Annotated in this window: 29 protein-coding genes; 22 read left to right on the top strand and 7 right to left on the bottom strand. The window is 64.2% G+C overall.

The genetic code is table 11. From position 1 onward, the window contains the following. The first annotated feature begins 18 nt into the window (after positions 1 to 18). From kduI to kdgR, 10 genes are all read left to right on the top strand, one after another. Entirely contained in the window at positions 19 to 855 is an 837-nt protein-coding gene (gene kduI, locus AC1Q6P_RS04845) for a 5-dehydro-4-deoxy-D-glucuronate isomerase (RefSeq protein WP_492663465.1), read from the top strand. Between the two features lie 55 nt (positions 856 to 910). Continuing rightward, positions 911 to 1,672 (top strand): 2-dehydro-3-deoxy-D-gluconate 5-dehydrogenase KduD, encoded by a 762-nt coding sequence (gene kduD, locus AC1Q6P_RS04840; protein WP_171828551.1) that lies wholly within the window; start codon positions 911 to 913, stop codon positions 1,670 to 1,672. A 190-nt stretch (positions 1,673 to 1,862) separates the two neighbouring features. Further along, positions 1,863 to 2,750, top strand: coding sequence for a carbohydrate ABC transporter permease (locus AC1Q6P_RS04835; RefSeq protein WP_263562227.1), 888 nt, complete (start codon positions 1,863 to 1,865; stop codon positions 2,748 to 2,750). Further along, a complete protein-coding gene (locus tag AC1Q6P_RS04830) occupies positions 2,747 to 3,610 on the top strand; it encodes a carbohydrate ABC transporter permease (RefSeq protein ID WP_492663464.1) in 864 nt (287 codons plus the stop codon). Before AC1Q6P_RS04835 ends, AC1Q6P_RS04830 begins: the two co-directional genes overlap by 4 nt. A gap of 287 nt (positions 3,611 to 3,897) precedes the next feature. Beyond that, positions 3,898 to 5,040, top strand: a complete 1,143-nt coding sequence (locus tag AC1Q6P_RS04825; protein ID WP_492663463.1) for an ABC transporter ATP-binding protein — start codon at positions 3,898 to 3,900, stop codon at positions 5,038 to 5,040. Beyond that, entirely contained in the window at positions 5,037 to 6,365 is a 1,329-nt protein-coding gene (locus AC1Q6P_RS04820) for an ABC transporter substrate-binding protein (protein ID WP_492663462.1), read from the top strand. Before AC1Q6P_RS04825 ends, AC1Q6P_RS04820 begins: the two co-directional genes overlap by 4 nt. Before the next feature lie 25 nt (positions 6,366 to 6,390). Beyond that, the gene (locus AC1Q6P_RS04815) at positions 6,391 to 7,557 is read left to right on the top strand and encodes an oligogalacturonate lyase family protein (protein ID WP_492663461.1); all 1,167 of its coding nucleotides are present in this window, start codon (positions 6,391 to 6,393) and stop codon (positions 7,555 to 7,557) included. A gap of 11 nt (positions 7,558 to 7,568) precedes the next feature. Further along, complete coding sequence (locus AC1Q6P_RS04810) at positions 7,569 to 8,732, top strand: pectinesterase family protein (RefSeq protein WP_492663460.1); 1,164 nt, start codon at positions 7,569 to 7,571, stop codon at positions 8,730 to 8,732. Beyond that, on the top strand, positions 8,729 to 10,033 hold the full coding sequence (locus AC1Q6P_RS04805; protein ID WP_492663459.1) for a pectate lyase family protein: 1,305 nt from the start codon (positions 8,729 to 8,731) through the stop codon (positions 10,031 to 10,033). The genes AC1Q6P_RS04810 and AC1Q6P_RS04805 overlap by 4 nt, the downstream gene beginning before the upstream one ends. 65 nt (positions 10,034 to 10,098) lie before the next feature. Continuing rightward, positions 10,099 to 10,926, top strand: coding sequence for a DNA-binding transcriptional regulator KdgR (gene kdgR / locus AC1Q6P_RS04800; RefSeq protein WP_492663458.1), 828 nt, complete (start codon positions 10,099 to 10,101; stop codon positions 10,924 to 10,926). A gap of 10 nt (positions 10,927 to 10,936) precedes the next feature. On the opposite strand, the gene AC1Q6P_RS04795 is transcribed toward kdgR, so the two are convergent. The 3 genes from AC1Q6P_RS04795 to AC1Q6P_RS04785 form a co-directional block, all read right to left on the bottom strand. Beyond that, on the bottom strand, positions 10,937 to 11,170 hold the full coding sequence (locus tag AC1Q6P_RS04795) for a DUF2805 domain-containing protein (RefSeq protein ID WP_102768755.1): 234 nt from the start codon (positions 11,168 to 11,170) through the stop codon (positions 10,937 to 10,939). A gap of 29 nt (positions 11,171 to 11,199) precedes the next feature. Then, positions 11,200 to 11,760: an adenine phosphoribosyltransferase gene (locus tag AC1Q6P_RS04790; protein WP_102768756.1), complete on the bottom strand. Its 561-nt coding sequence runs from the start codon at positions 11,758 to 11,760 to the stop codon at positions 11,200 to 11,202. Between the two features lie 120 nt (positions 11,761 to 11,880). Beyond that, entirely contained in the window at positions 11,881 to 13,371 is a 1,491-nt protein-coding gene (locus AC1Q6P_RS04785; RefSeq protein WP_492663457.1) for a GGDEF domain-containing protein, read from the bottom strand. 178 nt (positions 13,372 to 13,549) lie between these two features. Between AC1Q6P_RS04785 and gshA the strand changes: the two genes are divergently transcribed. Continuing rightward, the gene (gene gshA, locus AC1Q6P_RS04780) at positions 13,550 to 15,103 is read left to right on the top strand and encodes a glutamate--cysteine ligase (protein ID WP_492663456.1); all 1,554 of its coding nucleotides are present in this window, start codon (positions 13,550 to 13,552) and stop codon (positions 15,101 to 15,103) included. Between the two features lie 55 nt (positions 15,104 to 15,158). Here gshA and AC1Q6P_RS04775 read toward each other — a convergent pair whose 3' ends face one another. From AC1Q6P_RS04775 to AC1Q6P_RS04760, 4 genes are all read right to left on the bottom strand, one after another. Further along, entirely contained in the window at positions 15,159 to 15,479 is a 321-nt protein-coding gene (locus tag AC1Q6P_RS04775; protein WP_133155241.1) for a hypothetical protein, read from the bottom strand. 226 nt (positions 15,480 to 15,705) lie between these two features. After that, the gene (locus AC1Q6P_RS04770; protein ID WP_492663455.1) at positions 15,706 to 16,248 is read right to left on the bottom strand and encodes a DUF2939 domain-containing protein; all 543 of its coding nucleotides are present in this window, start codon (positions 16,246 to 16,248) and stop codon (positions 15,706 to 15,708) included. A 12-nt stretch (positions 16,249 to 16,260) separates the two neighbouring features. Further along, positions 16,261 to 16,899: a LysE family translocator gene (locus tag AC1Q6P_RS04765; RefSeq protein WP_492663454.1), complete on the bottom strand. Its 639-nt coding sequence runs from the start codon at positions 16,897 to 16,899 to the stop codon at positions 16,261 to 16,263. A 79-nt stretch (positions 16,900 to 16,978) separates the two neighbouring features. Next, on the bottom strand, positions 16,979 to 17,335 hold the full coding sequence (locus AC1Q6P_RS04760) for a DUF3147 family protein (protein ID WP_171828539.1): 357 nt from the start codon (positions 17,333 to 17,335) through the stop codon (positions 16,979 to 16,981). Between the two features lie 65 nt (positions 17,336 to 17,400). On the opposite strand from AC1Q6P_RS04760, the gene AC1Q6P_RS04755 reads away from it, so the two are divergent. The 11 genes from AC1Q6P_RS04755 to AC1Q6P_RS04705 all read left to right on the top strand — a co-directional run bounded on the left by AC1Q6P_RS04755 (position 17,401) and on the right by AC1Q6P_RS04705 (position 25,128). Then, on the top strand, positions 17,401 to 17,940 hold the full coding sequence (locus tag AC1Q6P_RS04755; RefSeq protein WP_492663453.1) for a DUF3455 domain-containing protein: 540 nt from the start codon (positions 17,401 to 17,403) through the stop codon (positions 17,938 to 17,940). Positions 17,941 to 17,943: 3 nt separating this feature from the next. After that, positions 17,944 to 18,393: a GNAT family N-acetyltransferase gene (locus AC1Q6P_RS04750; RefSeq protein ID WP_171828537.1), complete on the top strand. Its 450-nt coding sequence runs from the start codon at positions 17,944 to 17,946 to the stop codon at positions 18,391 to 18,393. Between the two features lie 341 nt (positions 18,394 to 18,734). After that, positions 18,735 to 19,106, top strand: a complete 372-nt coding sequence (locus AC1Q6P_RS04745; RefSeq protein ID WP_492663452.1) for a cupin domain-containing protein — start codon at positions 18,735 to 18,737, stop codon at positions 19,104 to 19,106. A gap of 298 nt (positions 19,107 to 19,404) precedes the next feature. After that, complete coding sequence (locus tag AC1Q6P_RS04740) at positions 19,405 to 19,551, top strand: hypothetical protein (protein WP_492663451.1); 147 nt, start codon at positions 19,405 to 19,407, stop codon at positions 19,549 to 19,551. Positions 19,552 to 19,908: 357 nt separating this feature from the next. Further along, on the top strand, positions 19,909 to 20,433 hold the full coding sequence (locus tag AC1Q6P_RS04735) for a demethoxyubiquinone hydroxylase family protein (RefSeq protein ID WP_492663450.1): 525 nt from the start codon (positions 19,909 to 19,911) through the stop codon (positions 20,431 to 20,433). 273 nt (positions 20,434 to 20,706) lie between these two features. Then, complete coding sequence (locus AC1Q6P_RS04730; protein WP_492663449.1) at positions 20,707 to 21,063, top strand: hypothetical protein; 357 nt, start codon at positions 20,707 to 20,709, stop codon at positions 21,061 to 21,063. Positions 21,064 to 21,141: 78 nt separating this feature from the next. Beyond that, positions 21,142 to 21,645: a hypothetical protein gene (locus AC1Q6P_RS04725; RefSeq protein ID WP_492663448.1), complete on the top strand. Its 504-nt coding sequence runs from the start codon at positions 21,142 to 21,144 to the stop codon at positions 21,643 to 21,645. 99 nt (positions 21,646 to 21,744) lie between these two features. Further along, complete coding sequence (locus tag AC1Q6P_RS04720; protein ID WP_442952987.1) at positions 21,745 to 22,080, top strand: CC0125/CC1285 family lipoprotein; 336 nt, start codon at positions 21,745 to 21,747, stop codon at positions 22,078 to 22,080. 197 nt (positions 22,081 to 22,277) lie between these two features. After that, a complete protein-coding gene (locus AC1Q6P_RS04715; protein WP_492663447.1) occupies positions 22,278 to 22,826 on the top strand; it encodes a hypothetical protein in 549 nt (182 codons plus the stop codon). Between the two features lie 368 nt (positions 22,827 to 23,194). Then, entirely contained in the window at positions 23,195 to 23,563 is a 369-nt protein-coding gene (locus AC1Q6P_RS04710) for a DUF6984 family protein (protein ID WP_492663446.1), read from the top strand. Positions 23,564 to 24,708: 1,145 nt separating this feature from the next. Continuing rightward, positions 24,709 to 25,128, top strand: coding sequence for a hypothetical protein (locus AC1Q6P_RS04705; RefSeq protein WP_492663445.1), 420 nt, complete (start codon positions 24,709 to 24,711; stop codon positions 25,126 to 25,128). The last annotated feature ends 14 nt before the right edge of the window (positions 25,129 to 25,142 follow it).

The raw sequence follows: 25,142 nt of genomic DNA, 5'->3' as shown, positions 1-25,142 counted from the left end.
ACCGCTAGGACCCCAGCCATGGACATCCGCCAACCCATCCACAGCGAACACGCACGAACCCTGGACACCGAGGGCCTGCGCCGCCATTTCCTGGTTCAGGACCTGTTCCAGCCCGACCAGGCCACGCTGACCTACAGCCAGATCGACCGCATCATCGTCGGCGGCATCATGCCGGTCGGCCAGGCCGTGCGCTTTGCACCCGAGCTGGGCAAGCACACTGGCACCGATTTCTTCCTGCAGCGCCGCGAGCTGGGCCTGATCAATATCGGCGGTGCCGCCCGCGTCAGCGTCGATGAGCAGGTCTTCGAGATCGGCCCGCGCGAGGCCTTGTACGTGGGCCAGGGCGCCCGCGAGCTGGCCTTCAGCAGCGTGGACCCGGCGCAAGCGGCCAAGCTCTACTTCAATTGCGCGCCGGCCCACACCGCCTACCCGCACCGCAAGGTGACGCTGGCCGAGGCCTCACCCGAGACCCTGGGCGCGCCCGAGACCAGCAACCGCCGCACCATCTACAAATTCCTGGTGCCCGATGTGCTGCCCACCTGCCAGCTGCTGATGGGCATGACCCAGCTGGAGCCCGGCAGCCTGTGGAACACCATGCCCTGCCACACGCACGACCGGCGCATGGAGGTGTACTTCTACTTCGACATGAACGAGAACGCCGCCGTCTTCCACATGATGGGCGAGCCGAGCCAGACCCGGCACCTGGTGGTGCGCAACGAGCAGGCAGTGATCAGCCCGAGCTGGAGCATCCACTCCGGCGTCGGCACCCAGGCCTACACATTCATCTGGGGCATGGTGGGCGAGAACCAGGTCTTCAAGGACATGGACCATGTGCCCATGACTGCGCTGCGTTGAGCGGACCCACGCGACATCGACCGACCCACGGGTCCACCCCTCACGAAAGCACCCCATGATCCTCGATCAATTTCAACTGCAGGGCCGTGTGGCCATCGTCTCCGGCTGCAACACCGGCCTGGGCCAGGGCATGGCCGTGGCTCTGGCCGAAGCCGGGGCTGACATCGTCGGCGTCAACGTCACCGACCCGGCCGACACGCGCGCCCAGGTCGAAGCCACCGGCCGCCGCTTCCTCGACCTGCGCGCCAACCTCAGCGACATCGGCTGCATCGATGGCCTGCTCAGCCAGGCCAAGAGCCTGACCGGCCGCGTCGACATCCTGGTCAACAACGCCGGCATCATCCGCCGCGAAGACGCGATCAAGTTCAGCGAAGCCGACTGGGACGATGTCATCGACCTCAACCTCAAGTCGGTGTTCTTCTTCTCGCAAGCCGTGGCGCGCTGCTTCATGGCCCAGGGCAGCGGCGGCAAGATCATCAATGTCGCCTCAATGCTGTCCTACCAGGGCGGCGTGCGCGTGCCCTCCTACACCGCCTCCAAGAGCGCGGTCATGGGCATCACCCGGGCCATGGCCAATGAATGGGCCAACCATGGCATCAATGTCAATGCCATCGCGCCCGGCTACATGGCCACCAACAACACCGCACCGCTGCGCGCCGACGAAGGCCGCAGCGCCGCCATCCTGGAGCGCATCCCCGCCGGCCGCTGGGGCCTGCCCGAGGATCTGGCCGGGCCAGTGGTGTTTCTGGCCTCGAAAGCGTCCGATTATGTGAATGGTTATACCGTCGCAGTCGACGGCGGCTGGCTCGCCCGCTGAGCTGGACTGCTTTTCTACTGCGCGCTTGCCATGCGTCGTTGGCCGTCGCTTCGGGATCCTCACGTACCCCAAGTACGTTCCGGTCCCTACGCTCCGTCCGCCTAGCCTGACAAGCGCTCGCTACGAAAAGCACTCAGCCTCCAATCACGGCTCCACGTTTTATATCCCTAGGGTCACGGAGTGGCTGCGTATGTATGAGAACAAGAAGCTGGGCTTTCTGTTCGTCCTGCCATTCGTGCTGGGCGTGCTGCTGTTCAAGCTGTTTCCCTTCGTGATGAGCCTGGCGCTCAGCTTCACGCAGTACGACATCATCAACCCGCCCGAGTTCGTCGGCCTGGACAACTACCGCGAGCTGGCCACGCAGGACCCGCTGTTCCGCAAATCGCTGGGTGTGACCCTGCTGTTCGCCCTGCTGGCCGTGCCGCTGCGCGTGGGCTTCGCGCTCTTCATCGCCCATGTGCTGAACTTCCGCATGCGCGGCATCAACTTCTTCCGCTCGGCCTTCTACCTGCCCTCCATCCTGGGCGGCTCGATCGCGGTGGCCGTGCTCTGGCGCTTCATCTTTTCCCAGCATGGCCTGGTCAATATCGCCCTGGGCAAGTTCGGCATCGAGCCGATCTCCTGGCTGGCCGACGAGCATTTCTCGATGTGGACCATCGTGCTGCTCTTCACCTGGCAGTTCGGCTCGGCCATGGTGATCTTTCTGGCAGCGCTGCAGAACGTGCCGATCGCGCTCTACGAGGCGGCCGAGTGCGACGGCGCCAGCAAGCGCCAGCAGTTTTTCCGCATCACCGTGCCCCTGATCACGCCGGTGATCTTCTTCAACATGATCATGCAGATGGTGCACGCCTTCCAGGAGTTCAACGGCCCCTACATGATCACCGAGGGCGGGCCGCTGAGCTCCACCTATGTGCTGGCGCTCTACATCTACGACCAGAGCTTCCGCTTCTTCAACCTGGGTTACGGCGCGGCGCTGAGCTGGGTGCTCTTCGCCCTGGTGGCGGCCTTGAGCGGCCTGTCCTTCTGGAGCTCGCGCTACTGGGTGTTCTACGCCGGTGAGAAGGAGAGCAAGCGATGAGCGGTGCCTCCGAACTGATCCTGGTGCGCGAGCGCGGCCGGCCCTGGCTGCGCTATCTGGCGCTGGGCGCCGTGGCCATCGTCATGCTCTACCCGCTGCTCTGGCTGGTCGGCGCTTCGTTCAAGAGCAACACCGAGATCTACACCGAGATCGGCTTCTGGCCGGCCCGCTTCGATTTCGGCGCCTACGCCAAGGGCTGGAAGACCAGCACCGAGTACACCTTCGCCACCTACTTCCTGAACAGCTTTCTGATCACCATCCCGCGCATCCTCGTGACGGTGATTTCCTGCGTGCTGGTCGCCTACGCCTTTGCCCGTTTCGAGTTCTGGGGCAAGAAGCTGCTGTTCTCGGTGATGGTGGGCACCATGATGCTGCCGCTCATCATCCTGCGCCTGCCTCAGTACCTGGTGTTCAAGGAGGTGGGCTGGCTGGATTCCTACCTGCCCCTGATCGTGCCCTCGGCCTTCGCCACCGACACCTTCTTCGTCTTCATGCTGGTGCAGTTCCTGCGCGGCATCCCGCGTGACATGGAAGAGGCCGCGCAGATCGACGGCTGCAACGCCCTGCAGCTGCTCTGGCACATCATCGTGCCCCTGCTCAAGCCGGCCATCATCTCGGTCATCGTCTTCCAGTTCATCTGGACCATGAACGACTTCATGGGCCCGCTGATCTACCTCTCCACGGTCGAAAAGTACCCGGTCTCTCTGGCACTGAAGATGAGCATCGGCGCCACCGAAGAGGTCGAGTGGGCCAGCGTCATCGCCATCTCCGTGCTGGCCCTGCTGCCCTCGGTGACGGTGTTCTTCCTGGCGCAGAAGCACTTCATCGAAGGGGCGACTTCGAGTGGGGTGAAGGGATGAGTGGCGCGCTTCGGGAGCATGGGGCGGGCGGTTCCGCTCATGTCCCCCTGTCCGGGCTGCGCCCGGCCATTCCTCCTTTACTTCGCTTCACCGCCCACCCCATGCCCCCGATGGACTGCTCGTACTCGGGCCCGGAAAGGCCGAAGCGTCGCGGGGCTGGACGGCAGGGGGTCCTATGAAGCGAAGTAAAGGAGGAGGCCGAAGGCCGGGGGACATGAGCGGAATAGGGCGCCCTGCCGTCCAGACCTTTCACAAATCGACCGAATAGAAATCTGACGGAGACAACAGTGGCCCACCTGAGCCTGAAGAAAATCGAGAAGGTCTACCCCAATGGCTTCAAGGCCGTGCATGGCGTGGACCTGGAAGTGCAGGACGGCGAGTTCATGGTCTTTGTCGGGCCCTCGGGCTGCGCCAAGTCCACGCTGCTGCGCATGATCGCTGGCCTGGAGACCATCTCGGGCGGCGAGCTGCAGATTGGCGGCCGGCGCGTCAACGATCTGGCGCCCAAGCAGCGCGGCATCGCCATGGTGTTCCAGAACTATGCGCTCTACCCGCATATGAAGGTGTACGACAACCTGGCCTTCGGCCTCAAGCTGGCGGGCACGCCCAAGGCCGAGGTCGACCAGCGCGTGCGCCAGGCCGCCCAGCTGCTGGAGATGGAGCATCTGCTGGATCGCTACCCCAAGCAGCTCTCCGGCGGCCAGGCCCAGCGCGTGGCCGTGGGCCGTGCCATCGTCAAAAAGCCCGAGGTCTTTCTCTTCGACGAGCCGCTCTCCAACCTCGATGCCAAGCTGCGCGCCTCCATGCGCGTGCGCCTGACCGAGCTGCACCGCACCCTGCGCGAATCCGGCCAGCCGGCCACCGTCATCTACGTGACCCATGACCAGGTCGAGGCCATGACCATGGGCCAGCGCATCTGCGTGCTCAAGGACGGCGTGATCCAGCAGGTGGACACACCCACCGCGCTCTACGACCGGCCGGCCAATGCCTTTGTGGCCAGCTTCATCGGCTCGCCCGAGATGAACATCCTCGAGGCCCAGCTGCAAGCCATCGGCGGCGATGCCGGCGAAGACGGCCTGGCTGTGCTGCTCGGCGGCCAGCGCCTGCCGCTGCCGCCGGCCAAGGCCGCACGCCTGCGCGGCCGCGCCGCCGCCATCAAGTTCGGCCTGCGGCCCGAACACATCAGCGCCCAGGCCCGGCCGCAGGGCGACAGCCTGGCCGTGCCGGCCACGCTGCGCTTCATGGAGCATATGGGCAGCGAAGTCTTTGTGCATCTGTCCATCGGCGATCAGCCGTTGACGGCGCGCGTGCCGGCCGACCAGCTCAACGGCCTGGCCGACAAGCAACGCGGCGACAGCCACCTCTTTCATCTGCAGATGGCCTGCGCCCACCTGTTCGACGCCGACACCGGCGCGAACCTGCTGCTGTGAAGCCCGCCCTGCTGCAACGGCGAACGGTGCTGGCCGCCGGCATGGCCAGTGCCGCCAGCAGCCTGCTGCCCGGCTGCTCGCCGAGCGCGCCGGACGCCCAGGCGCCAACCGTGCTGCGCTTCGCCTGGTGGGGCGGCGCCAGCCGGCATGAGGCCACGCTCAAGGCCGTGGCCGCTTTCGAGGCTGCGCACCCGGGCGTCAAGATCAAGTGCGAGTACATGGGTTTCAATGGGTATCTGGAGCGCCTGACGACCCAGATCGCCGGTGGCTCCGAGCCCGACCTCATGCAGATCAACTGGGCCTGGCTGGCCATGTTCTCCAAGCGCGGCAATGGCTTTGCCGACCTGCTGCAGCAGCGCCAGCACCTGGCCCTGGACCAGTTCGAAGCCGAAGACGTGCAGACCGGCATGGTGGCCGGCCACCTGAACGCCCTGCCGGTCAGCTACAGCGCCCGCGTGCTGCTCTGGAACCAGGCGGCGTTTGATCGCGCCAACATGCCCCTGCCCAAAACCTGGGACGAGCTCTTCGCCGCCGGCGCCCTGATGCGCGCCCGCCTGGGCCCGCAGGCCTACCCGCTGGATGGCGAGCTCTACGACATGATGCTGCTGTCGCAAAGCTATGTGCAGCAAAAGCATGGCACGCCTTACGTTGACCCAGCCTCACCGCGCGTGGCCATGGATTTCGCCGCCGCGCTGGACTGGGTGCGCACCTACCGCCGCCTGGTGGACGGCCATGTCGCCACGCCGCTGAAGCTGCGCGCCAGCCTGGGCGGCGCCGACAAGGCCACCGAGCAGCAACAGGACTGGGTGGTCGGCAACTGGGCCGGCAACTACACCTGGGATTCGGTGATCGGCCTGCGCGCTGCCACGCTGGACAAGAAGCAGCGCCTGGTGCTGGGCGACTACCCGACCCTGCCTGGTGCCAAGAACAGCGGCATGTTCGGCCGCCCCACCGTGATGCTGGCCGTGGGCCGCAACAGCAAGAATGCCGCGCTGGCCGCCGAGCTGCTCAGTTATCTGCTGACCAGCCGCGAGGCGGCGCTGATCCTCGGCCGCACCCGCGGCGTGCCCGTGGCCAAGGCCCAGGTCGAGGTGCTGCTGGCCGCCAAGAAGCTGCCTCCGCTGGAGCTGCAAGCGCATGAGCAGATCCGCCAGCAGCGCGCGGCCGGCCAGATCGCCCTGCCGGCGCCCTTGTTCGAACATGCCCGCCTGCACAAATTCATGCGCGAGGTGTTCGAGACCATCGCCTACGGCAAGACCGGCGACGAAGACGCCGCGCGCCGCCTGATCACCGAGGGCAATGCCCTGCTGCAGCGCATCAAGTGACCCCGCCCCTGCCTGGAACGACCCGATGAAACGCACCGAACGCCAGCTCCACTTCACCGACTGCCCCCAGCTGCGCCTGAGCGCCAGCGCGGGCGGCCGCGTCACCCGCCTGACACCGACCGACATCACCTGCCATCGCAACTACTTCTACCAAAAGTGCTTCACGAATGACGGCCAGCGCCTGATCTTCGGCGCCGAGTTCGGCCCGGGCACGGACTGGAACTACCACCTGCTGGACCTGCAAAGCCAGGTCGCCACCCAGCTCAGCGATGGTGCGGGGGAAAACACCTTCGGCGGCTTCCTCAGCCCCGACGACCGCCACCTCTACTTCGTGCGCGCCGAGCGCCAGCTGATCCGCCTGGATCTGGGTGACCTCAGCGAGGAGGTGGTCTACACCGTGCCCCAGGACTGGGTGGGCTACGGCACCTGGGTGTCCAACAGCGCCTGCACGCAGATGGTGGGCATCGAGATCCATGCCGACGATTGGTTCCCGCTGTCGGACTGGCAGAAGTTCCACCAGATGTACCACGCGCAGCCACGCTGCCGCCTGTTCCGCATCGATCTGGCCACCGGCGAGCGCCAGGTGATCCTCGAGAAGAAGGGCTGGCTCGGCCACCCGCAGTACCGCCCCTTCGACGACCACACGGTGGCCTTCTGCCACGAGGGCCCGCACGACCTGATCGACGCCCGCATCTGGTTCATCAACGAGGACGGCAGCGGCCTGCGCTGCGGCCGCACGCATGAGCCGGGCGAGAGCATCACGCACGAGTTCTGGGTGCCCGATGGCTCGTCCATGATGTTTGTCTCCTACCTCGAAGGTCAGACGGACCGCTGGATCTGCTCGCTCGACCCGGTGACGCTGGAGAGCCAGCGCCTCAGCGCCATGCCGCCCTGCTCGCACCTGATGAGCAATGGCGACGGCAGCCTGCTGGTGGGCGACGGCAGCGGCACACCCACCGATGTGGCCAACACACGCGGCCACGAGATCCAGAACGACCCCTTTCTCCACCTCTTCGATCTGCGCGCCGGAAGCACCCGGCCCATCGCCCGGCACAACAGCTCCTGGCGCGTGCACAAGGGCAACCGCCAGGTCACCCACCCGCACCCCTCGTTCACGCCCGACCAGCGCCAGGTGCTGTTCAGCTCGGACGCCGAGGGCGAGCCGGCGCTGTATTTGGCTGATCTGGAGTGAAGGTAATACGTATGGGTCAACGTGCAATTGCACTGGCCCTTGCCTTGCTGGCCGGCAGCGGGCAGGCCAACCCTGAGCTGCGTCCGCAGCTGAGCGAAGGCCAAGCCAAGCTGCAGACCCGCGCCGCCCTCTTCGCGGATTGGCAGCCCGCAGCGGCCGCGCCACTCGCCGAGCTGCCCGCCCATTTCAGCGTGGCGGCCGATGGCAGCGGCAGCCACCGCAGCCTGCAAGCGGCCATTGATGCCCTGCCCTCGCGCAGCGCAGCATCCGTGGCCGGTGCACCGGCGCGTTACTTCATCCGCCTGGCGCCAGGCCGCTACGTCGAGAACGTCTGCATCCATGACAAGCCGCCGCTGACGATTTACGGCGCCGGCGGCGAACCCGGCGAAGTGCGCGTGGTGGCCGGCCGCTTTGCCGCCCAGCCGCGCGAAGCCGGCAGCGCCTCGCCCTGCTTTCCGGCCAGCAGCGCGCCCCGCCACGGCACGGCCGGCAGCGCCAGCGTGGCGGTGTTCAGCGACGAGGTCACGCTGCGCCATCTCAGCATCGTCAACAGCGCCATGGACGGGGTGCGCGCCGGCCAAGGCTACCCGCCTGAGGTGAGCGAGGGCGGCGGCGCCCAGGCCGTGGCCTTGATGACGCGCGGTGACCGCATCGAGCTGGACCGGGTTCAGCTCTGGGGCCATCAGGACACCTTCTATGCCAGCCGCCGTCAGGGTGAGGGCTTGAGCCGCGTCTGGGTCCATGACAGCCTGATCGCCGGCGATGTCGATTTCATCTTTGGCGATGCCCGCCTGCTGCTGGAGCGCTGCACCGTGCTCAGCCGCGCCGGGCGGCGCACGCCGGGCGAGGGCGGCATCGTGCTGGCGCCGAGCACGGCGGCGAACGAGTCGATCGGTTTCATCGTGCAGGACAGCCGCTTCCTCGCCGAACCTGGCCTGGCGCCGGGCAGCGTCTGGCTCGGCCGCGCCTGGGACCAGGGCGTGGCCAAGGGCGCGTGGCGCGCCGGCCCCTCGGCGCCGAATGGCCTGGCCGTGGTGCGCGAGAGCCGCATCGGCGCCCACATCCACGCACGGCGCGAGGGCGTCTGGGGCCCCTCCACCGCGCGCCGGCCGCACCAGACCGAGGGCGAGGCCGCCAACCGCCTGCTCGAACACCGCAACCAGGATGTGCCATGAAGCCCCTCCGCCGCAGCCTTCTTCTCATCCTGCCGGCCTGCAGCTTGATCGCTTGCAGCGTCCTGCCGGTCGAGCGCGCCACCACCGAACTCAGCCCCTGGGCCCGCAGCGTGCTGGCGCCTGGCGACGGCTGGGCCTCCTTGAACGGCGGCACGCGCGGTGGCGCCGATGCCGCCGCGGCCGATGTGTTCACCGTCAGCAGCCGCGGCGAGCTGCTGGCGGCGCTGAGCGGCCCGGCCAGGCCGCGCATCATCCAGGTGCGCGGTCGCATCGACCTCAGCGCCGATGCACAGGGCCGGCCGCTGCAGGCCGAAGACTTCCGCGACCCGGCCTTCAGCTGGCCCGCCTTTGAAGCCGCCTACGCCCCGGCCACCTGGGGCAAGGTGCCACCGAGCGGGCCGCTGGAAGAAGCGCGGCTGCGCTCGGCACGCCGGCAATCGGCCCACACCACGGTGCGCATTCCTTCCGACACCACCCTGGTCGGCCTGGGCCCGGAGGCCGGTTTCAAGAACGGCATGCTACTGCTCGACGGGGTGCAGAACATCATCGTGCGCGGCCTGCATTTCTCCGATGCCTACGACTTCTTCCCGGCCTGGGACCCCAAGGACAATGCCAGCGGCGAGTGGAACTCCGAGTACGACAACCTCTCGCTGCGCGGCGCGCGGCGGGTCTGGGTGGACCACTGCACCTTTGACGACGGCGAGCGCCCCGACCGCGCCGAACGCTGGGCACTGGGCCGGCCCATGCAGCACCACGACGGCCTGCTGGACATCACCCAGCAATCCGATCTGGTGACGGTCAGCTGGAGCCATTTCCGCGACCACGACAAAACCCATCTGATCGGCAGCAGCGACAGCCGCAGCGAGGACGCCGGCCATCTGCGCGTCAGCTTCCACCACAACCACTGGGAACGCACGCAGGCGCGCACCCCGCGCGTGCGCTACGGTCAGGTGCACCTCTACAACAATCTGTTCAGCGTGCCGGACCTGAAAGCCTATGACTACAGCATCGGCGTGGGCGTGCAGTCGCGCATCCTCAGCGAGGCCAATGTCTGGCGCAGCGGGCCGGGCCTGTCGAGCCGGCAGCTGGTGAAATGGTGGAAGGGCCAGCATTTCGCCGACCGCGGCTCCTTGCACAACGGCCAGCCGGTGGACCTGCTGGCCGAGTTGCGCGCGGCCAACCCGGGCGTGGTGATTTCCGCCGATCTGGGCTGGCAGCCGCTCGTGGCCGCGCCGGTCGAGCCGGCCGAGCAGGTCGAGGCCCGAGTTCTTGCTGGGGCCGGGGCCGGGCTAGCCCGGTAGAGCGCAAACGCCAAGCCGTGGACAATCCACTTCAAATGAAACACCAGCCCGGGGAAAACAAAACAATGGATGACGATTCAGTCGACAGCGGCGGCAAGCAGCCCGAATCGGTGGCCGCGGTGCTCAAGGTGTTTGCCATCCTGCAAGCCCTGTCCGAGCGCAGCGAAACCGGCATCTCCGAGCTGTCGGTGCGCCTGGCCATGCCCAAGGCCACGGTCTACCGTTTCCTGCAGACCATGATGACTCTGGGCTATGTGCGCCAGCAGGCCGACAGCGAGCGCTACGGCCTGAGCATGAAGGCCTTCGAGCTGGGCGCCAAGGCACTGCAGTACCCCGACCTGGTGGACCTGGCCAAGCACCACATGCAGATGCTGGCCGACAAGACCGGCGAGACCGTGCACCTGGGCACCTTGATCGACAGCGAGATCATCTATGTGCACAAGATCGACTCGCGCCACACCCTGGGCATGTACTCCAAGATCGGCCGCCGTGCGCCCTTGCACTGCACCGCCATCGGCAAGGTGCTGATGGCCTGGGAACACCCGGAGCGGCGCGATCGCATCCTCGACGGTGCCGAGTTCAAGCGTTTCCGCGACAAGACCATCGTCGAGCGCGGCCCCTATCTGGCCGAGCTGGAGCGGGTGCGCGCCCAGGGTTACGGCGAAGACCGCGAAGAGTTCGACGACCACATCCGCTGCCTGGGCATCCCCATCTTCGACCGGCTGAACCAGCCGATCGCGGGCATGAGCATTTCCTTCCCGACCTTCCGCTACGACGAGGAGAAGGCGCCGGAGATCATCGCCATGCTGACGGCAGCCAGCCGCGACATCTCGACCCGGCTGGGCTGCACCAAGTTCCCGCTGGACCCGCCGGCAGCAGCCGGCCGCGGCTGAAACGGCTGACTTACTTGCCGTAAGGCCACTGGGCCTTGCGCGTCGGCGCTTTCACGCCCTTGCCCTGGGCGGCCCACTGCTTGTAGGCCGTGGGCGTGAGTTCGCGCTTCATCAGCTGCACCAGCTCGCCCTGGCCGAGCCCATGCTCCATCAGCACCTTGCTGTAGGGCGGGAGATCGGTCCAGGCGGTGGCGATGACGCGCTTGATTTCTTCAGCGCTGAGACGGGGGATGGGTTTGGCCATGGCGCGATTGTCCCTTGCTTGAGCCCGGTTCAGTGGCCCGCGAAGTCAACCAAGGTGAACAAAGGCAGTCCCGCCGCCCGCAACTGGGCCGAACCGCCCAGTTCCGGCAGGTCGACGATGGCACCGCACTCCACCACCTCGGCGCCCAGGCGCTGCAGCAGCTTGGCGCCGGCGCCCATGGTGCCGCCGGTGGCGATCAGGTCGTCGATCAGCACCACACGCTCACCGGGGCGCACCGCGTCGGTGTGCATCTCGACCGTGGCGCTGCCGTATTCCAGCTCATAGGTTTCTTCCACCGTGGTGAAGGGCAGCTTGCCTTTCTTGCGGATGGGGATGAAACCGATGTTCAGCTCGTAGGCCAGCACCGAGCCGATGATGAAGCCGCGCGCATCGAGCCCGGCGATGGCATCGGGCTTGAGGTCGAAATAGCGGTGCACGAACTGGTCGATCAGCACCCGGAACACCCGCGGGTTGGACAGCAGGGGCGTGATGTCGCGGAACTGCACGCCGGCGCTGGGCCAATCGGGCACGGTGCGGATATGGCTGCGCAGGTAGTGACCGATGGCGGCATCGGCGGCAGAAGTGGGCATGGCAGGGGGTTCCGAAGGGCCGGAACGAAAGCAGACAGAAGCCCCGATGGTAGCGAGCCTGGACCGCAATGAGTCAGGCTCGGGGCAGGCTCGGGGCCGCCTCGCTGCGGCGGGCTCCGCTCAGGCCGCGCGCACCGCCGGGGCACAGACCAGGCGGGCCCGGCCGTTTTGCTTGGCGGCGTAGAGCGCCGCATCGGCCTGCTCGACCAGGCGCAGCGGGCTGGCATGGGACTCGGCCACACAGGCGGCCAGGCCGATGCTGAGGCTCAGGCTGCGGCGCAGCGGCGAGGCGGCATGCTCGATGGCGGCCAGGCGCAGGCTGTCCAGGCAGCGCTGGGCCAGGGTTTGCGCCTGGGCCAGGTCGGTGTCGGGCAGCAGCAGCACGAACTCTTCGCCGCCGAAGCGGCAGACCGTGCCGCCGCTGCGCCCCACGCAGGTGTGCAGCAGCTCGGCCACGCGGCGCAGGGTCTCGTCACCGGCGATGTGGCCGTAGTGGTCGTTGTATTGCTTGAAATGGTCGATGTCGACCATCACGCAGGCGAGGCTGTGGCCCTCGCGCGCGCTGTTCAGCCATTCCTGCTGCAGCAGGTGGTCGAAATGGCGGCGGTTGCCCACGCCGGTGAGGCCATCGGTGGTGGACTGGCGGGCCAGTTGGGCATTGGCCAGCTGCAGGGCCACCTCCTGGCGCTTGCGTTCGCTCAGGTCGGTGATGATGCAGACGAAACGGTGGGTGGTGTCGGTGCGCACCTCGGCCATGTTCAGCTGCAGGGTCAGTTCTTGCCCATCGCGGCGGCGCGTGGTCAGCTCGCGCGGCTCGCCCAGCAGCTCGACCGGGCTGTCGCCCATGCAGATGCCGAAAAGCAGGTCGATGTGGCTGCCGCGCAGCTCGGCGGCGCTGAAGCCAAAGAGGCGCTCGCCAGCGGGGTTGAGCTCCAGCACATGGCCTTCGGTGTCCAGGGTCAGCACGCCGTTCGGCGCCGCGCGCACAAAGGCTTGCAGATGGGCCTGGCTGGCGGCCAGGCGCTGCTGCTCCAGGATCAGGTCGCTGACGTCCAGGCGCACGCCGACCATGCCGCCCGAAGGCGTGCGGCGCTCGAAGATGCGCAGCCAACGGCCATCGCTGAGACGCTGCAGCAAGGCCTCCTGGCCGCGCGCACGGTCGGCAAAGCGCTGGGCCAGCCATTCCTCCTCGCGGCCCACGGCGGCGGGGATGGCGCCTTCGCGCACCGAGCGGCGCACCAGCTCCTCGAAGCTGGCGTGGCGCTGGAAGTCCGGCACCATATGCGGGTAGTTGGCGGCCAGCTGCTGGTTGTAGGCGACCAGGCGGTCGTCGGCATCGAAGATCTCGACGCTGGCCGGCAGGGCATCGATGGCCTCGGCCAGGCTGCGGTTGGCAGCGCGGATGCGCTCGCGGGCGCGGCGCAGGGCCAAGGTGGCCAACAGGGCCAGGACCAGGTTGAAGCCCAGGCTCAGCTCGGCCAGGCCGGGCAGCCAGCGCGGGTCGGGCTCGCTGGCCTGGTCGACCCAGAACACGCCCAGCTGCAAAGCCAGGGCCAGCACGACGGTCAGGGGCAGCCAGCGGATGGCGGCATCGGGGTTGTAGGACTTCATGGGAGGCCGCAGCGTACCCAGGCCCGCCCGCAACGCCCAGCCCACCCTTGGGGGGCCGGGTAAACCCGGTCCCTGTGTGTGCCCCTAGCACAAAAGACAAGTGTCCCGCGCCGAGACAAGATTCATTGCCCTCTGGTACCGTGCGCGATTGCAAAGAGGGTGATCGGGGACACACAGCATGAACAGCCAAACCAACAAGCGTCTGGAGCAACTGAGTGCGGCTGACTTGTTGGGCATACGCCGCGGCATCGAAAAGGAAAGCCTGCGCGCGCGCCCGAACGGCCAGCTGGCACTCACCCCCCACCCGGCAGCCCTGGGCTCGGCCCTGACGCACCCGCACATCACCACCGATTTCAGCGAATCCCAGGTCGAGCTGATCACCGGCGTGCACGCCGGGGTCGAGTCTTGCCTGCAGGAGCTGACCGAGGTGCACCAGGCCGTCTACCAGACCCTGCACGAGATGAGCTGCTGCGGCCAGAGCAGCGAGGAGGAGCGGCTCTGGGTCGGCTCCATGCCTTGCGGCCTGCCCACCGACGAGACCATCCCCCTGGGCCGTTATGGCCACTCCAATGTCGGCCGCAGCAAGAGCGTCTACCGCATGGGCCTGGGTCAGCGCTACGGTCGGCGCATGCAGACGATTTCGGGCATCCACTACAACTGGTCCCTGCCCGGCGTCAGCAGCGAGCAGTACTTCGCCCTGATCCGCAATTTCCGCCGCCATTCCTTCTTGCTGCTGTATCTCTTCGGCGCCTCGCCGGCCCTGTGCTCCAGCTTTGTGCAGGGTCGCCAGCACGAGCTGCTGTCGCTCAATGGCGGCACGCTCTACATGCCGCATGGCACCTCGCTGCGCATGGGCCGCCTGGGCTACCAGAGCGACGCGCAGGCCTCGCTGGCGGTCAGCTACAACTGCCTGGAAAGCTATGCCGATTCATTGCAGGACGCGCTGACCCGGCCCTATCCGGCCTATGAAGCCATCGGCGTGCAGAACCCCGGCGGCGACTACAACCAGCTCAGCACCAGCCTGCTGCAGATCGAAAACGAGTTCTACGGCACCATCCGCCCCAAGCGCGTGATCCGCTCGGGCGAGCGCCCCCTGCATGCGCTGCGCGAGCGCGGCGTCGAGTATGTGGAAGTGCGCTGCATGGACCTCGATCCCTTTGTGCCGGTGGGCATCGCGGCCCCGACCGTGCGCTTCCTCGATGTCTTCCTGCTGCACTGCCTGCTCAGCGACAGCCCGCCGGACACCCCCGAAGAGATCCGCGCCCTGGGCCAGAACCAGCACCTGGTGGCCGCTCGCGGCCGCGAGCCGGGTCTGCGCCTGCAAACCCCGGACGGCGGCAGCCGCACCCTGCAAGACTGGGGCACCGAGCTGCTGGACGGCTGCGCGCCCATGGCCGCCGCACTCGACGCCGCCCATGGCGGCCACGACTACCGTGACGCCCTGGCCGCCGCCCGCCGCACCCTGGCCGAACCCGACAGCACCCCCTCGGCCCGGGTGCTCGCTGCCATGGCGCGCAGCTTCGATGACTCCTACATCGGTTTCATCCGCCAGCAGTCCGAGGCCACCCGTGCCCAGCTGCTGGACCTGCCCTACAGCGCCGAACTGGCCCAGCGCTTCGCCGCGCAAGCGGCCGAATCCCTGGCCGAACAGACGCGCATCGAGCAGGCCGACACCTTGCCGTTCGAGACCTACCGCCAGCACTACCTGGCGCCGGAGCGGATGGAGGTGTGAGCCGATTGGATCCGGCGGGCCTAGCCCGGCTACGGCCCCAGCGGCTCGGCCAGGATCAGAGACCCAGGCTTTTGGCCACTCCCCTGGCCACCGAATTGGCCAAAGCTACGCCCAGAACAACGTAGATCGTCACCGCCAGCAAAGTCGTTTTGATGGGTTCAGACACACGGTGTTCGACCTGACGCATCTCTGACCAAGGCACGCGGTGGATTTCACCGCTGGCGTCCAATCGGCCGCTCAGCGCGTCTTTGTCAGTGGCGGTGACCTGTAATTTCAGCTGTTCCCCAGAGTTCAAAACGACGGTGACTTGGTCGTTGACTGCAAGCGCCGGGCGCTGAGTTTCAGGCATTTCCTTGGTGATCGGCGTCAGTTGCATGCTGCTGCATGCGGTCATGCATACGCAAGACAGGACCAAGACGGTCCTCTTGAATCCATTGTTCATGGCGAGACTCCCTCTAATTTCATGGATCAGCAGGTCATCCCAAGATGCACCCGCATGCCTTCACCCCTAGACTGCGAGCGGCGTGCAGTATCCACACCATCGGGACTTTTGAGAATCACCCTTCGTGGGTGGTTTCACACCCGATCCGAAGCGAAACCACTCAAGGCAAGCGCAACTCAGCAATCTGCCAGCGGAACATGCCTTGACGGTGCAGCACCAGCTCGACCGGGTCCTCGTCTTCGCCGGCCTGGCGGATGCTGAAGACAAAGCGCTGCGGGTGCTCGTAGCCCATGCGCGTTTCCACGCGCGGGCGAGCGCCTGAGCCCTCTGCTGAAGGCTGCGGCAGGGCCGCGCTGGCCGGTGGCACGCCTTGCACCAGGCGCGCCAGGCTGGCCGGCGTGATCAAGGCCTCGACCATGGGGCCGAGCAGGGCGCCCGCCACGGCTGCGCCCATAGCCCGGGCCGGGCTGGGCGGCTGCGTGCGGTCGCTGGCGGAGGCGAGCAGGCGCTCGTGCACCCCTTGCTTGACGCTGGCGCGCAGGCTGGGAAAGTCCACCCAGGCCGCCAGGCCCGCGCCATCGCGCTCGCGTGCGGCCTCGCGGATCTGCATCAAGGCCAGGTAGGGGCTGGCATACAAGGCCAGGCCGGCCAGGGCCAGCGCGCCCAGCAGCCAGTGCTTGGGTTTGAAACGGCTGATGCTCATGCGGCCCCTCCCTCAGCGCTGGGCCAGCGCCAGGCGCAGGCCAAAACCCAGGAACACGGCACCGATCGCGCGGTTCAGCCAGCTCACCACGCGCGGGCTGGCCGTGATGCGGCGGCTGGCCTGCGCCGTGCTCCAGGCCAGGAAATGGCACCAGAGCATGCCGTTGAGATTGAAGACCAGGCCGAGGAAGACAAAGGCCAGCGGCTTGCTCGGCGCATCGGCCGCAATGAACTGGGGCACAAAGGCAAGGAAGAACAAGGCCACCTTGGGGTTGAGCACATTGGTCAGCAGGCCCTGCAGATAAATGCTGCGCAGGCTTTGCCGCGGCAGCATCGCGGCGGCTTCGCGGGGGCCCTCGGCCGCGGCGCGGCGGAGCAGCAAGTTCAGGCCGATGTAGACCAGATAGGCCGCGCCCAGCAGCTTGACCAGGCCGAAAGCCCAGCTCGACGCCGCCATCAGCGCCGACAGGCCCAGCGCTGCCGCCAGCACATGCACCAAGGTGCCACTGCCCACGCCCAGCGCCGCGGCCGAACCGGCCCGAAAGCCCTGGCTGGCGCTGCGGGCCATGATGAGCAGGGAATCCGGCCCAGGCGCGATATTGAGCAGCAGGCCCGAAACGATGAACAGGGTCAGGTCTTGCGTGCCAAACATGGGGATCACCGCGCTCCAGAACACCGAGAGACTAGAAGAGAAGAGCCAGCTTAAACCAGGGCCAGCCGGGCGCCAGAACTCACAGCAGGTCGACCACGCCCAGCCGGGCCATGCACCAGGCAAACGCCGCGAACAAGACCAGCGTCAGCACCAGGCTGGAGCCCAGGGCCGGCCAGAAGCCCCAGCGGGCCAGCAGCCAGGGAAAGACCAGAAACATGGGCAGGGTCGGCAGCACATACCAGAAGGTGTAGCGCGCATGGTTGGCGATCTTCTCGACCGGCTGCTGCTCCAGCTGCAACCACACCAGACTCAGCACCGTGATCAAGGGCAGGGCGGCGACCAGCCCACCGAGCTTGTCATTGCGCCGCGCAAACTCCGACACCGCCACCACCACGGCGGCAGTGAGCAGGTACTTGATCCAGAGCCAGCTGTTCATGCGGCCAGTGTAGGCGGGCCTCATGACTTCCAGCCCCGCCGGATGGCGACACCTAGGATGCACACATGACCCATACCCTGAACTCCACCACCCGCCAGGCCCTGGCTGCCGCCGGCCTGCTCTTCGCCACCGGCCTGCTTCACGCAGCCGCGCTGCCCGAGGCCTTGAAAGCCGCGGCCTCGCAGCAGCAGACCCTGGAACTGCAAGCCACCGGCGTGCAGATCTATGAATGCAAAGCCGTCAAGGATGCCGTGCCGGCCCGTTTCGAATGGGCCTTCAAAGCACCCGAAGCCGAACTCTTCGATGCCAAAGGCCGCAGCGTGGGCAAGCATTACGCCGGCCCGAGCTGGGAGTTTCAGGACGGCAGCAAGGTCGTCGGCGAAGTGCGCGCGCGCGATGCCGGCCCCGATCCCAAGGCCATTCCCTGGCTGCTTTTGAGCGCAAAATCCAACAGCGGCAGCGGCGTCTTTGCCAAGACCGTCGCCATCCAACGCATCGACACCGTGGCCGGACTGGCTCCTGCCGAAGGCTGCGGCGCCGACACGCTGGGCCGTGAGGCGCGCATCAGCTACCGTGCCGCCTACCGATTTTTCGAAACCCAATGAGCCATGCCTGAGAACACTGCAGCTGGCCACTGCCTGCTGCGGCAGGCTTTGCGCAGCGACATCCCCGGGATGCACCGCGTTCGCCGCGCCGTGCGCGAGAACCCGCTCACCAGCGATGTGATCCGCGAAGAGCATTACATCCCCGCCATCGAAGAAACCGGCCGCGGCTGGGTGATCGAAGAGCAGGAAAGTGGCGAGGTTCTGGCCTTTGCCGTGGGCAATGCCCGCACCGGCAATATCTGGGCCCTGTTCGTGGACCCCGCCCATGAAGGCCGCGGCTTCGGCCGCCGCTTGCAAACCGAGATGGTCAACTGGCTGTTCAGCCAAGGCCTGGAGCGCCTGAACCTGGGCACCGCGCCAGGCACCCGCGCCGAAGCCTTTTACCGGGCCACAGGCTGGACTTACCTGGGCATCGACGCGCATGGTGAGGCCAGCTTCGAGAGGCGCCGCTGACACCCGCCAGCACCAGTTATCGACGCCTCGGCATTTGCTCGGCCATGGTGATCAAGACGCTGGCGGGTTCCATCAAGGCCGCAGACCAGCAGCCCCCAGTTGGCTCCGGACATACTCTGCTATGCCGCTGAGTTGGCGCGGCAGTTCTGAGTTGATTGAACGTCTGGATCGAGGCTTCAGCGAGCCGCCGGTTCTTGGATTGAAACTGCTGCTGACGAGACCACGCTGGCCATGGCGCTTGGCTGCATTGCGGGGCTGGGACTCTGTCGCCCGCCGACCGATCGGTCGATCGACGGATCTCATACTGGGCAGAATTCGTCAACGGTCCGGACACAAGCAAGTTGGACATCATTTCCCATTTCACACAGAAGGCGAGCGACACGATGAGTTCGGTCAATCTTTCGGCGGTGCTATCCAGTGTTTCAGAACCATGGCAACCTACAACGGTTGCGCGCTTCAATGGCAATGAAGTGATGGTTGCCAAGGCCCAGGGTTCGTACGCCTGGCACAAGCATGAAGACACAGACGATCTCTTCTTCGTCCTCAAGGGCACCATCACCATCGAAATGCGCGATCGCAGTGTTCGACTCGGTCCGGGGGAAATGTTTGTCGTTCCACGAGGTGTTGAGCATCGCCCCGTCGCCACGGAGGAGGCTCACTTCATCCTCATCGAACCGCCGGGTACCGCGAACGATGGAACCACGCTTGTCTAAGGTTTCGTTTCCGCGCGACACCGCCGTGGCGCCCAAGCCGGCGCTTGATCCGACGCGCGGCTCGGCCAGAACATAAGAACTCGTAGGGCTCCCTCGCCAGAACTCGACGTTGCCTCACTCGCTTCGATTGGTCCCCAGCGGACGGAAGTCGCAATGGTTCTCGGGCGAAAGCGGGAAAAACACCAACGAGGTCTACCCTTGAATTGCGATGGGTTAAGGATCTGTGGGCCTGACGACATACCTGCTTTGACCTTCATGCCGCACATACCGTGCTCGGACTGAAGAAGATCCAACGAACATGAAGCCACACACCCTCATGGTCGCGATTCAGTGCGTGTCCAGTGAGATTCACAAGCTCGACAGACGCCTGAGAGCGAGGTCCGTGGAAGATCCGGCTGAGCCAGAGCGACTCCTGGTCAGCTATGACTTGGCGCTCGAGACTTGAAAGGCGTGCAATTGGTCGCTCAAGGCCAGTACGGCGGACTGCCTCCTGACGATCAGTTGATCCAGCATCGCGATAAAGCCAAATCGGAATCAATCTGGCCAGCCGGATCAGACATAACATTTTGAGATGCCTGAGATTTAAGGCCTGACCCTGTGCACTCTTGACCCTGTGCACTCTGTGCACTGCGCTTGGCAGGTCATCGCATACTTGGCGGCGCTTGCCATTGGCGCTGTACTCTGTGGTGTCTTGCTGGTCATTCTCGGTATCAAATGCCGCGTTCTAACCCTCGACTCAAGCAGTTCGCGTCAAGCGGCGTCCGCCTAGCTTCGCTTTTTGACTCAGAACAGCAGACCAACCATGGCCGCCGAACTCGCACTTGGATCTCGGATTCTGAAAGTCAACCATGCCGGCGAGCATGGCGCCATTTGCATCTACACAGGGCAAATCATCACCGCTCGACTGACTGCCCGAGACATGGTTGCCGAGCTGGAAGAGTTCAGGTCGCACGAGCGACGACACAGGTCTATCTTCTGGTCGGAACTCGAGCGGCGCGGACATCGGCGCTGTCGCAGCTACTGGCTCTGTGCGCTTGGGGGCTTTGTGCTTGGCGTCGTGACCGGCCTGCTTGGCCGCAAGGCAATTGCAGCAACCACGGTCGCAGTCGAACGCGTCGTTCTAAGCCATCTGGAGCACCAGCTAGAACTGCTGCAGGGAAAGGATGAAGCCGCCGTGGCGGCCATCTCTGCAATCGTCGAAGACGAGCGGCAGCATCACGATCACTCTGCGGCCCACTTGAGGGGCGGGCGACTCTGGCCGCAAGTGCTCTCGCCGATTGTTGCGGCCTCTACTGAGGCAGTCATACGGCTTGGCATGCGAGCGTGAGCCCTTAACAACTTGGACCGAAGCGCAAGAGGTCGTCCGTCAGGAGGAACTCGACCGCAAGTTGTAGACGATCCAATGCGAGTCTGTTACTGACCCAGAGAGGCTGACCTTCGCGGATGGAAGCTCTGCGGCGCTGAGAACCCGTGGCCTCCACGAGGGTCGATTGCTCAAATGTTGGGCAGAATTCGTTAACGATCCGAATACAACGAAGTTAGGCCGCAAAATCCAAGGCCTCTGCTTTGGGATGCGCTGTTCAATTCAAAGAAATTGTCGATGAGCTTCCTTTCAAAATTGATTGGTCGAGCCTCCGCGCAGCAGGTAGCGGAGCAGGCCGTACTTATCTACTTGGATACACAGGGCTTGCCTGATGAGGTTTACGCCGAATGCGACCTGCTGACGCTTGAAGAGAAGTTGGAGGCTGCGCTCGAATCTGGAAACCTTGGCACCGTCGATGGCAACGAGATTGGCCCCCGCGAGGTCACGGTCTTCCTGTACGGCGCCGACGCAGAAGCAATCGCGCGTGGAATAGAGCCAGTCCTTCGTGAGTACCCTCTTTGCAAAGGTGCAAGGGTCGTCGTTAGGCGTGGTGCTCCCGGCGCGGAGCAGCGGGAGTTTCAAGTTGCGGCCTAACTGGTCGCTCGTGCCGACTCGCGTCGGCGAGCCGCCGCTCGCGGCTCAGCTTCAACGCAATGGTGCAGAGGAGAATTGATGCCTATTCCAAGAGACGAGAGAAAGCTCGTCGAGCTATTCCGGGAGCTTGGGGCCCGTGATCCTGAAGGCTGGGCGGCCTCGCAAGTGTCCGAAGGCGCCAATCAGCTCCACCGGTTTTTGTTTATTCGCCAAGCGTGGGAGCGAGTGGTCTCTGAGAATAACGACGCATGGATTGATCAGGAGATCGCCAACTCCCAGCGGAATCCAGGTCAGCCATTTGCTGGCGTCGGGCATGCACTTGCGCGAATGCAAGCAATGGGTGTGTCCCGCGAGGACATCGTTGACTTGACTCGAGGCATGCAGGCACGGCTGCTCTTTGACATCTGCTACTTGCTGGGTGATCCGTCAATACGCGAGCCGGGCGTCGAGGACCTTGGTTGGGCGCTGGTAGAGACGAACGAGGACTTTGAGCCAACGGGAGAGTCGATTTCTGGCCTGCATGAGTCTGTGTTGGACACCGACCCAACTGGCAGAGAGATGCGTCCACGCAATGCGCCGTAGCCCATCTCTCAACCGGACACGCTTCCCGGCTACGTCACCCTGTCGTATGCCAGTTAACTCAGGCATTGGGCAGCTTCATTCATCGCTACGAAAGTGCAAATGAGACTACGAAAACTTCTATTGGCGCTATCTGCTGTTGTTATTGCTGGATGCGCAACCCCGTATCAACCACTTGGGTCGCTTGGCGGATATTCCGAGAAGCAGTTGGAGCCAAAGGTTTACGAAGTCACCTTTCTTGGCAATGGCGGCGTTTCAAGAGAGTTGGCTCAAGAGTACTGGCACCGTAGGGCTAGAGAGCTTTGTGGTGGCGACTACGAACACACTCTCTCTGGGCCTGGATCAACTTCCTTCAGCATGAGTTTGCCAGTCGGCGGACTGATGGTTCCGGTGTCTGGAACACATCCGAAGATTGTGGGAATCGTCAGGTGCAAGTAGGGGAAGTCGTTCGTTCATTTGGCTCTGCCCTATTCAGTCATTCGCCTACCTCATCACTCAACCGGAGTCGAAACGGCAGGCCAGAGGGTGTATTGCATGTATGAGGCACCGCTCGACCTTTGCTGCAGCGGATGGCTTCGCCCACCGCTGTAGTAAATACTTGTCATCCAAGTTCCCAGCACCTACCCGGCAATCACATGAGCGAATTCAGCGACAGTTATCAGTTGAAATCGAGCACCACGACTGATGGTCTATTTCTTCTGCGACGCGCAGGCCTTGACGGTTATGTCTTTCCCGCAGAGAACGGGTGGGTCACGATCCTCGCGGAAGGCCCCATGTTTGAGCCCAACAATCAACTGATTGAAAGCAATGTCGGGGTGTTGCTTCACTACATGTATGCCGAGGATTACGGATGGTCCGTGGAGGTCTATCAGGGGCCCGACCTGGTCACTCAGCATGAGTGCGAATGGGAGCCAAGGCTCAATGTCGTGAACAAACTGGACGTGGAGGCAGCGGATCGCGTTCTCGGCTCCGCATTGTGCTCATTCGATACCGCACGACTTCGTATGCTGCTCGATCCAGAAGACTTAGACCAGGTTGCTGAGCTTGAGCCTGCTAAGGCGTTCGCGGAAGCTGTTGGGCTCACGCGCTTCGAATGGCTGTCCTTCGAGTACATCTACGGTGACATAGAGCGCGGTCAAGCTCTACCAGAGGGTGTCATCGCAGTTTTAGAGCGTGACGCCTGAACCCCTCAGTTCAAACATTGGCGTCTCGCAGTCAAGGCGACTGACTTATGCAAGATAGAGCAGAAATCTACTGCCCCCACTGCAAGTGGCGGCCCAGACCAGAAGACAGGTGGGATTGCATGCCATCCTGCGGAACTGTGTGGAATACATTCTGGACTCGAGGCGTTTGTCCTGGGTGTTCCTACAAATGGCAGAAAACTCAATGTATCGAGTGCGGCGAACTTTCACCGCATGAGACTTGGTACCACTATCCAAAGAATGCCGACCTTGAGCAACTGGAGGCTGAGCGGGATCTATCAAACTAGGCCCGACCGCGGCACTGCGGCAGACTGCGCTAAACAGACGCTCAGTTGAATCGTTGAACTGTCATGCGGCCATTGCTCGACCACGAGATTCCTTTGACCCAGCACCTGCTTTCTATTGGATGCAGGCATGAGCGTGCGGAGCAACTGCTGGTCGAGCCCCTTTCGGGCGGCGGAATGGGCGGCTTGCGAATTGGAGGATCGTCAATTGAACGGGAGCTGGGTCGGAAGGTGGCGGAAACGCAATTCTCGGATGCCGATGGAACTCCGGTCATCGCTTCGCTGAACGTAGATGTCTACGATCAACTCTTTGAGATCGACGTTTGGAAAGTCGATTTTTCGGCATTGCAGCGCTGGCCCTCGCAAAACGAGGTGTCGCAAATGCTGTTCAACCCTTCGCTCTTGAGAACAACGTCGCCTTCCAATGAACTTTGACGCTTGCCTGCACGGGCGAGTCTTTTCACTACATTGATCATGTCTAAGCTGAGACTCATTGCATTAACTGTTTTCCTCTCCGGATGCGCGTCCACTTCGGTGGTTGAAGTTCGCAAGACCGAAACTCCCACACTGACCACGTGCAGTCAGACTAGCGTTCGGGAGGCCGCCGAACGAATCCAAACCGGGTGGGGTAAATGCTTCGTCAAAGACTACAGTCACACCGTGTTTGCAGGTGGGGCACCTATTACGTTCCGTGGCAAGTCGAACATGTCCATCGTTGTTGAGCCCTTTGAAAAAGGTGTTTCGGTTGTCCTAACGCACACACCCCCTATCGACAATGTGACTCGGATGCTCCTCGTGGCCGACATTCAGCAGACTGAAAGCTGTCCGGCGGAGGTAGTTGTCCGTGGGGCAAATATGGTGTGGCGATCGAATGCAGAGCACACGAAGCTCTGGCTGTCTGACCCTAATGCCAGACCCTCTGGTCTTGCCTGCCTTTGATGCGGTCAAACTCACGTTTCGACTGAACCTGCAGCGGCATGATGCCCTCGGGCCTCGCTTCGTTCTTGCCCTTGGGCATCCTGCGGTCTTTGGCTGCTTGGTTTCAACGTTAAAGCGCACATGGCTACAGCATCAGGCCTCGACGCTGCTGTGCTCGCGTCGATGGGTCCCCAGTGGACGAAAATCTCAATGGTCTTCGGGCGGGCAGAGAGCACCGGGCCTCAAATTCCACGAAGAAAAGGACGTGTTCGAATTGCTGGCCGAACGCTGGCGCAAGCTTGTGGCTTCTGGTCAGACTCTCGCCCAAGGTGACCTCGGAGAGTGGAGGTTCAGCGAGGTACGGACTCTCTCAAGTGCTGGTGCACGCTGAAAACTAACTTGTTTTTCGAGCGGATTTCCTTCGGAATCCGATCATCTGCACAAGAGGGAACCAAAGACTTGCGTATTCATGTATCTACCAAGCTTGCGTATATCTTCTGCACGGGAGTGGCGGCGGTTTCCCTGGCGCGATATGCCCTAGGTTCGGGCGCACTATTTTGCTTGCGGGTCTGCTTGCATGCACAGGCGTCGCTGCCCTGGTTTTCGCAGCTTCGCGCGCCATCAAGCTCCGAACCACTCGCGATGCACATGCACTTGTTGTCGTGACCGTCGCATGGCTTTTGTGGGTATTTGCTCCCCTTGAAACTGGAGGCGTCTACGTCAAGTTTTATCTGGATCGCCCAGCGTATGACGCTGCCGTGCTCGAAGCATCACAGGGTCATGTTCCGCAATGCGTGACGGCCAAGACATGCAGCTACCAGAGCGATTCGAATGCCAATCTGGCATTTCCATGGGAAGGCATTCTGGACAACTGGATTGGCGTCATTCACGACCCCTCGGGCGAGGTGATGGACACCAAGTCAACCAAAGGGATCTTCGGCGGCGACCTGCTTGGGTGTAAGCATCTCGACGGGCCCTACTATGTGTGCAGCTTCACCCGAGCCGCGCACCAATCCATCGTCGCATCACCCTGCCGCCTGAGAGCCTCAAGACATTCAGGCCCAGCGGTGATCTGCTTTTGAAAGCGACGAATCAA

This window comes from Roseateles sp. GW835-FHT13E02 (assembly GCF_058794035.1).
This window is presented reverse-complemented; position numbering and strand designations above follow the sequence as displayed.

What these genes read in the sequence shown, in the direction of transcription:
- kduI (WP_492663465.1), top strand. Translation starts at nt 19, where the DNA reads ATGGACATCCGCCAACCCATCCACAGCGAACACGCACGAACCCTGGAC.
- kduD (WP_171828551.1), top strand. Translation starts at nt 911, where the DNA reads ATGATCCTCGATCAATTTCAACTGCAGGGCCGTGTGGCCATCGTCTCC.
- AC1Q6P_RS04835 (WP_263562227.1), top strand. Translation starts at nt 1,863, where the DNA reads ATGTATGAGAACAAGAAGCTGGGCTTTCTGTTCGTCCTGCCATTCGTG.
- AC1Q6P_RS04830 (WP_492663464.1), top strand. Translation starts at nt 2,747, where the DNA reads ATGAGCGGTGCCTCCGAACTGATCCTGGTGCGCGAGCGCGGCCGGCCC.
- AC1Q6P_RS04815 (WP_492663461.1), top strand. Translation starts at nt 6,391, where the DNA reads ATGAAACGCACCGAACGCCAGCTCCACTTCACCGACTGCCCCCAGCTG.
- AC1Q6P_RS04810 (WP_492663460.1), top strand. Translation starts at nt 7,569, where the DNA reads ATGGGTCAACGTGCAATTGCACTGGCCCTTGCCTTGCTGGCCGGCAGC.
- AC1Q6P_RS04805 (WP_492663459.1), top strand. Translation starts at nt 8,729, where the DNA reads ATGAAGCCCCTCCGCCGCAGCCTTCTTCTCATCCTGCCGGCCTGCAGC.
- kdgR (WP_492663458.1), top strand. Translation starts at nt 10,099, where the DNA reads ATGGATGACGATTCAGTCGACAGCGGCGGCAAGCAGCCCGAATCGGTG.
- AC1Q6P_RS04795 (WP_102768755.1), bottom strand. Translation starts at nt 11,170, where the DNA reads ATGGCCAAACCCATCCCCCGTCTCAGCGCTGAAGAAATCAAGCGCGTC.
- AC1Q6P_RS04790 (WP_102768756.1), bottom strand. Translation starts at nt 11,760, where the DNA reads ATGCCCACTTCTGCCGCCGATGCCGCCATCGGTCACTACCTGCGCAGC.
- AC1Q6P_RS04785 (WP_492663457.1), bottom strand. Translation starts at nt 13,371, where the DNA reads ATGAAGTCCTACAACCCCGATGCCGCCATCCGCTGGCTGCCCCTGACC.
- gshA (WP_492663456.1), top strand. Translation starts at nt 13,550, where the DNA reads ATGAACAGCCAAACCAACAAGCGTCTGGAGCAACTGAGTGCGGCTGAC.
- AC1Q6P_RS04775 (WP_133155241.1), bottom strand. Translation starts at nt 15,479, where the DNA reads ATGCAACTGACGCCGATCACCAAGGAAATGCCTGAAACTCAGCGCCCG.
- AC1Q6P_RS04770 (WP_492663455.1), bottom strand. Translation starts at nt 16,248, where the DNA reads ATGAGCATCAGCCGTTTCAAACCCAAGCACTGGCTGCTGGGCGCGCTG.
- AC1Q6P_RS04765 (WP_492663454.1), bottom strand. Translation starts at nt 16,899, where the DNA reads ATGTTTGGCACGCAAGACCTGACCCTGTTCATCGTTTCGGGCCTGCTG.
- AC1Q6P_RS04760 (WP_171828539.1), bottom strand. Translation starts at nt 17,335, where the DNA reads ATGAACAGCTGGCTCTGGATCAAGTACCTGCTCACTGCCGCCGTGGTG.
- AC1Q6P_RS04755 (WP_492663453.1), top strand. Translation starts at nt 17,401, where the DNA reads ATGACCCATACCCTGAACTCCACCACCCGCCAGGCCCTGGCTGCCGCC.
- AC1Q6P_RS04750 (WP_171828537.1), top strand. Translation starts at nt 17,944, where the DNA reads ATGCCTGAGAACACTGCAGCTGGCCACTGCCTGCTGCGGCAGGCTTTG.
- AC1Q6P_RS04740 (WP_492663451.1), top strand. Translation starts at nt 19,405, where the DNA reads ATGAAGCCACACACCCTCATGGTCGCGATTCAGTGCGTGTCCAGTGAG.
- AC1Q6P_RS04735 (WP_492663450.1), top strand. Translation starts at nt 19,909, where the DNA reads ATGGCCGCCGAACTCGCACTTGGATCTCGGATTCTGAAAGTCAACCAT.
- AC1Q6P_RS04730 (WP_492663449.1), top strand. Translation starts at nt 20,707, where the DNA reads ATGAGCTTCCTTTCAAAATTGATTGGTCGAGCCTCCGCGCAGCAGGTA.
- AC1Q6P_RS04725 (WP_492663448.1), top strand. Translation starts at nt 21,142, where the DNA reads ATGCCTATTCCAAGAGACGAGAGAAAGCTCGTCGAGCTATTCCGGGAG.
- AC1Q6P_RS04720 (WP_442952987.1), top strand. Translation starts at nt 21,745, where the DNA reads ATGAGACTACGAAAACTTCTATTGGCGCTATCTGCTGTTGTTATTGCT.
- AC1Q6P_RS04715 (WP_492663447.1), top strand. Translation starts at nt 22,278, where the DNA reads ATGAGCGAATTCAGCGACAGTTATCAGTTGAAATCGAGCACCACGACT.
- AC1Q6P_RS04710 (WP_492663446.1), top strand. Translation starts at nt 23,195, where the DNA reads ATGCGGCCATTGCTCGACCACGAGATTCCTTTGACCCAGCACCTGCTT.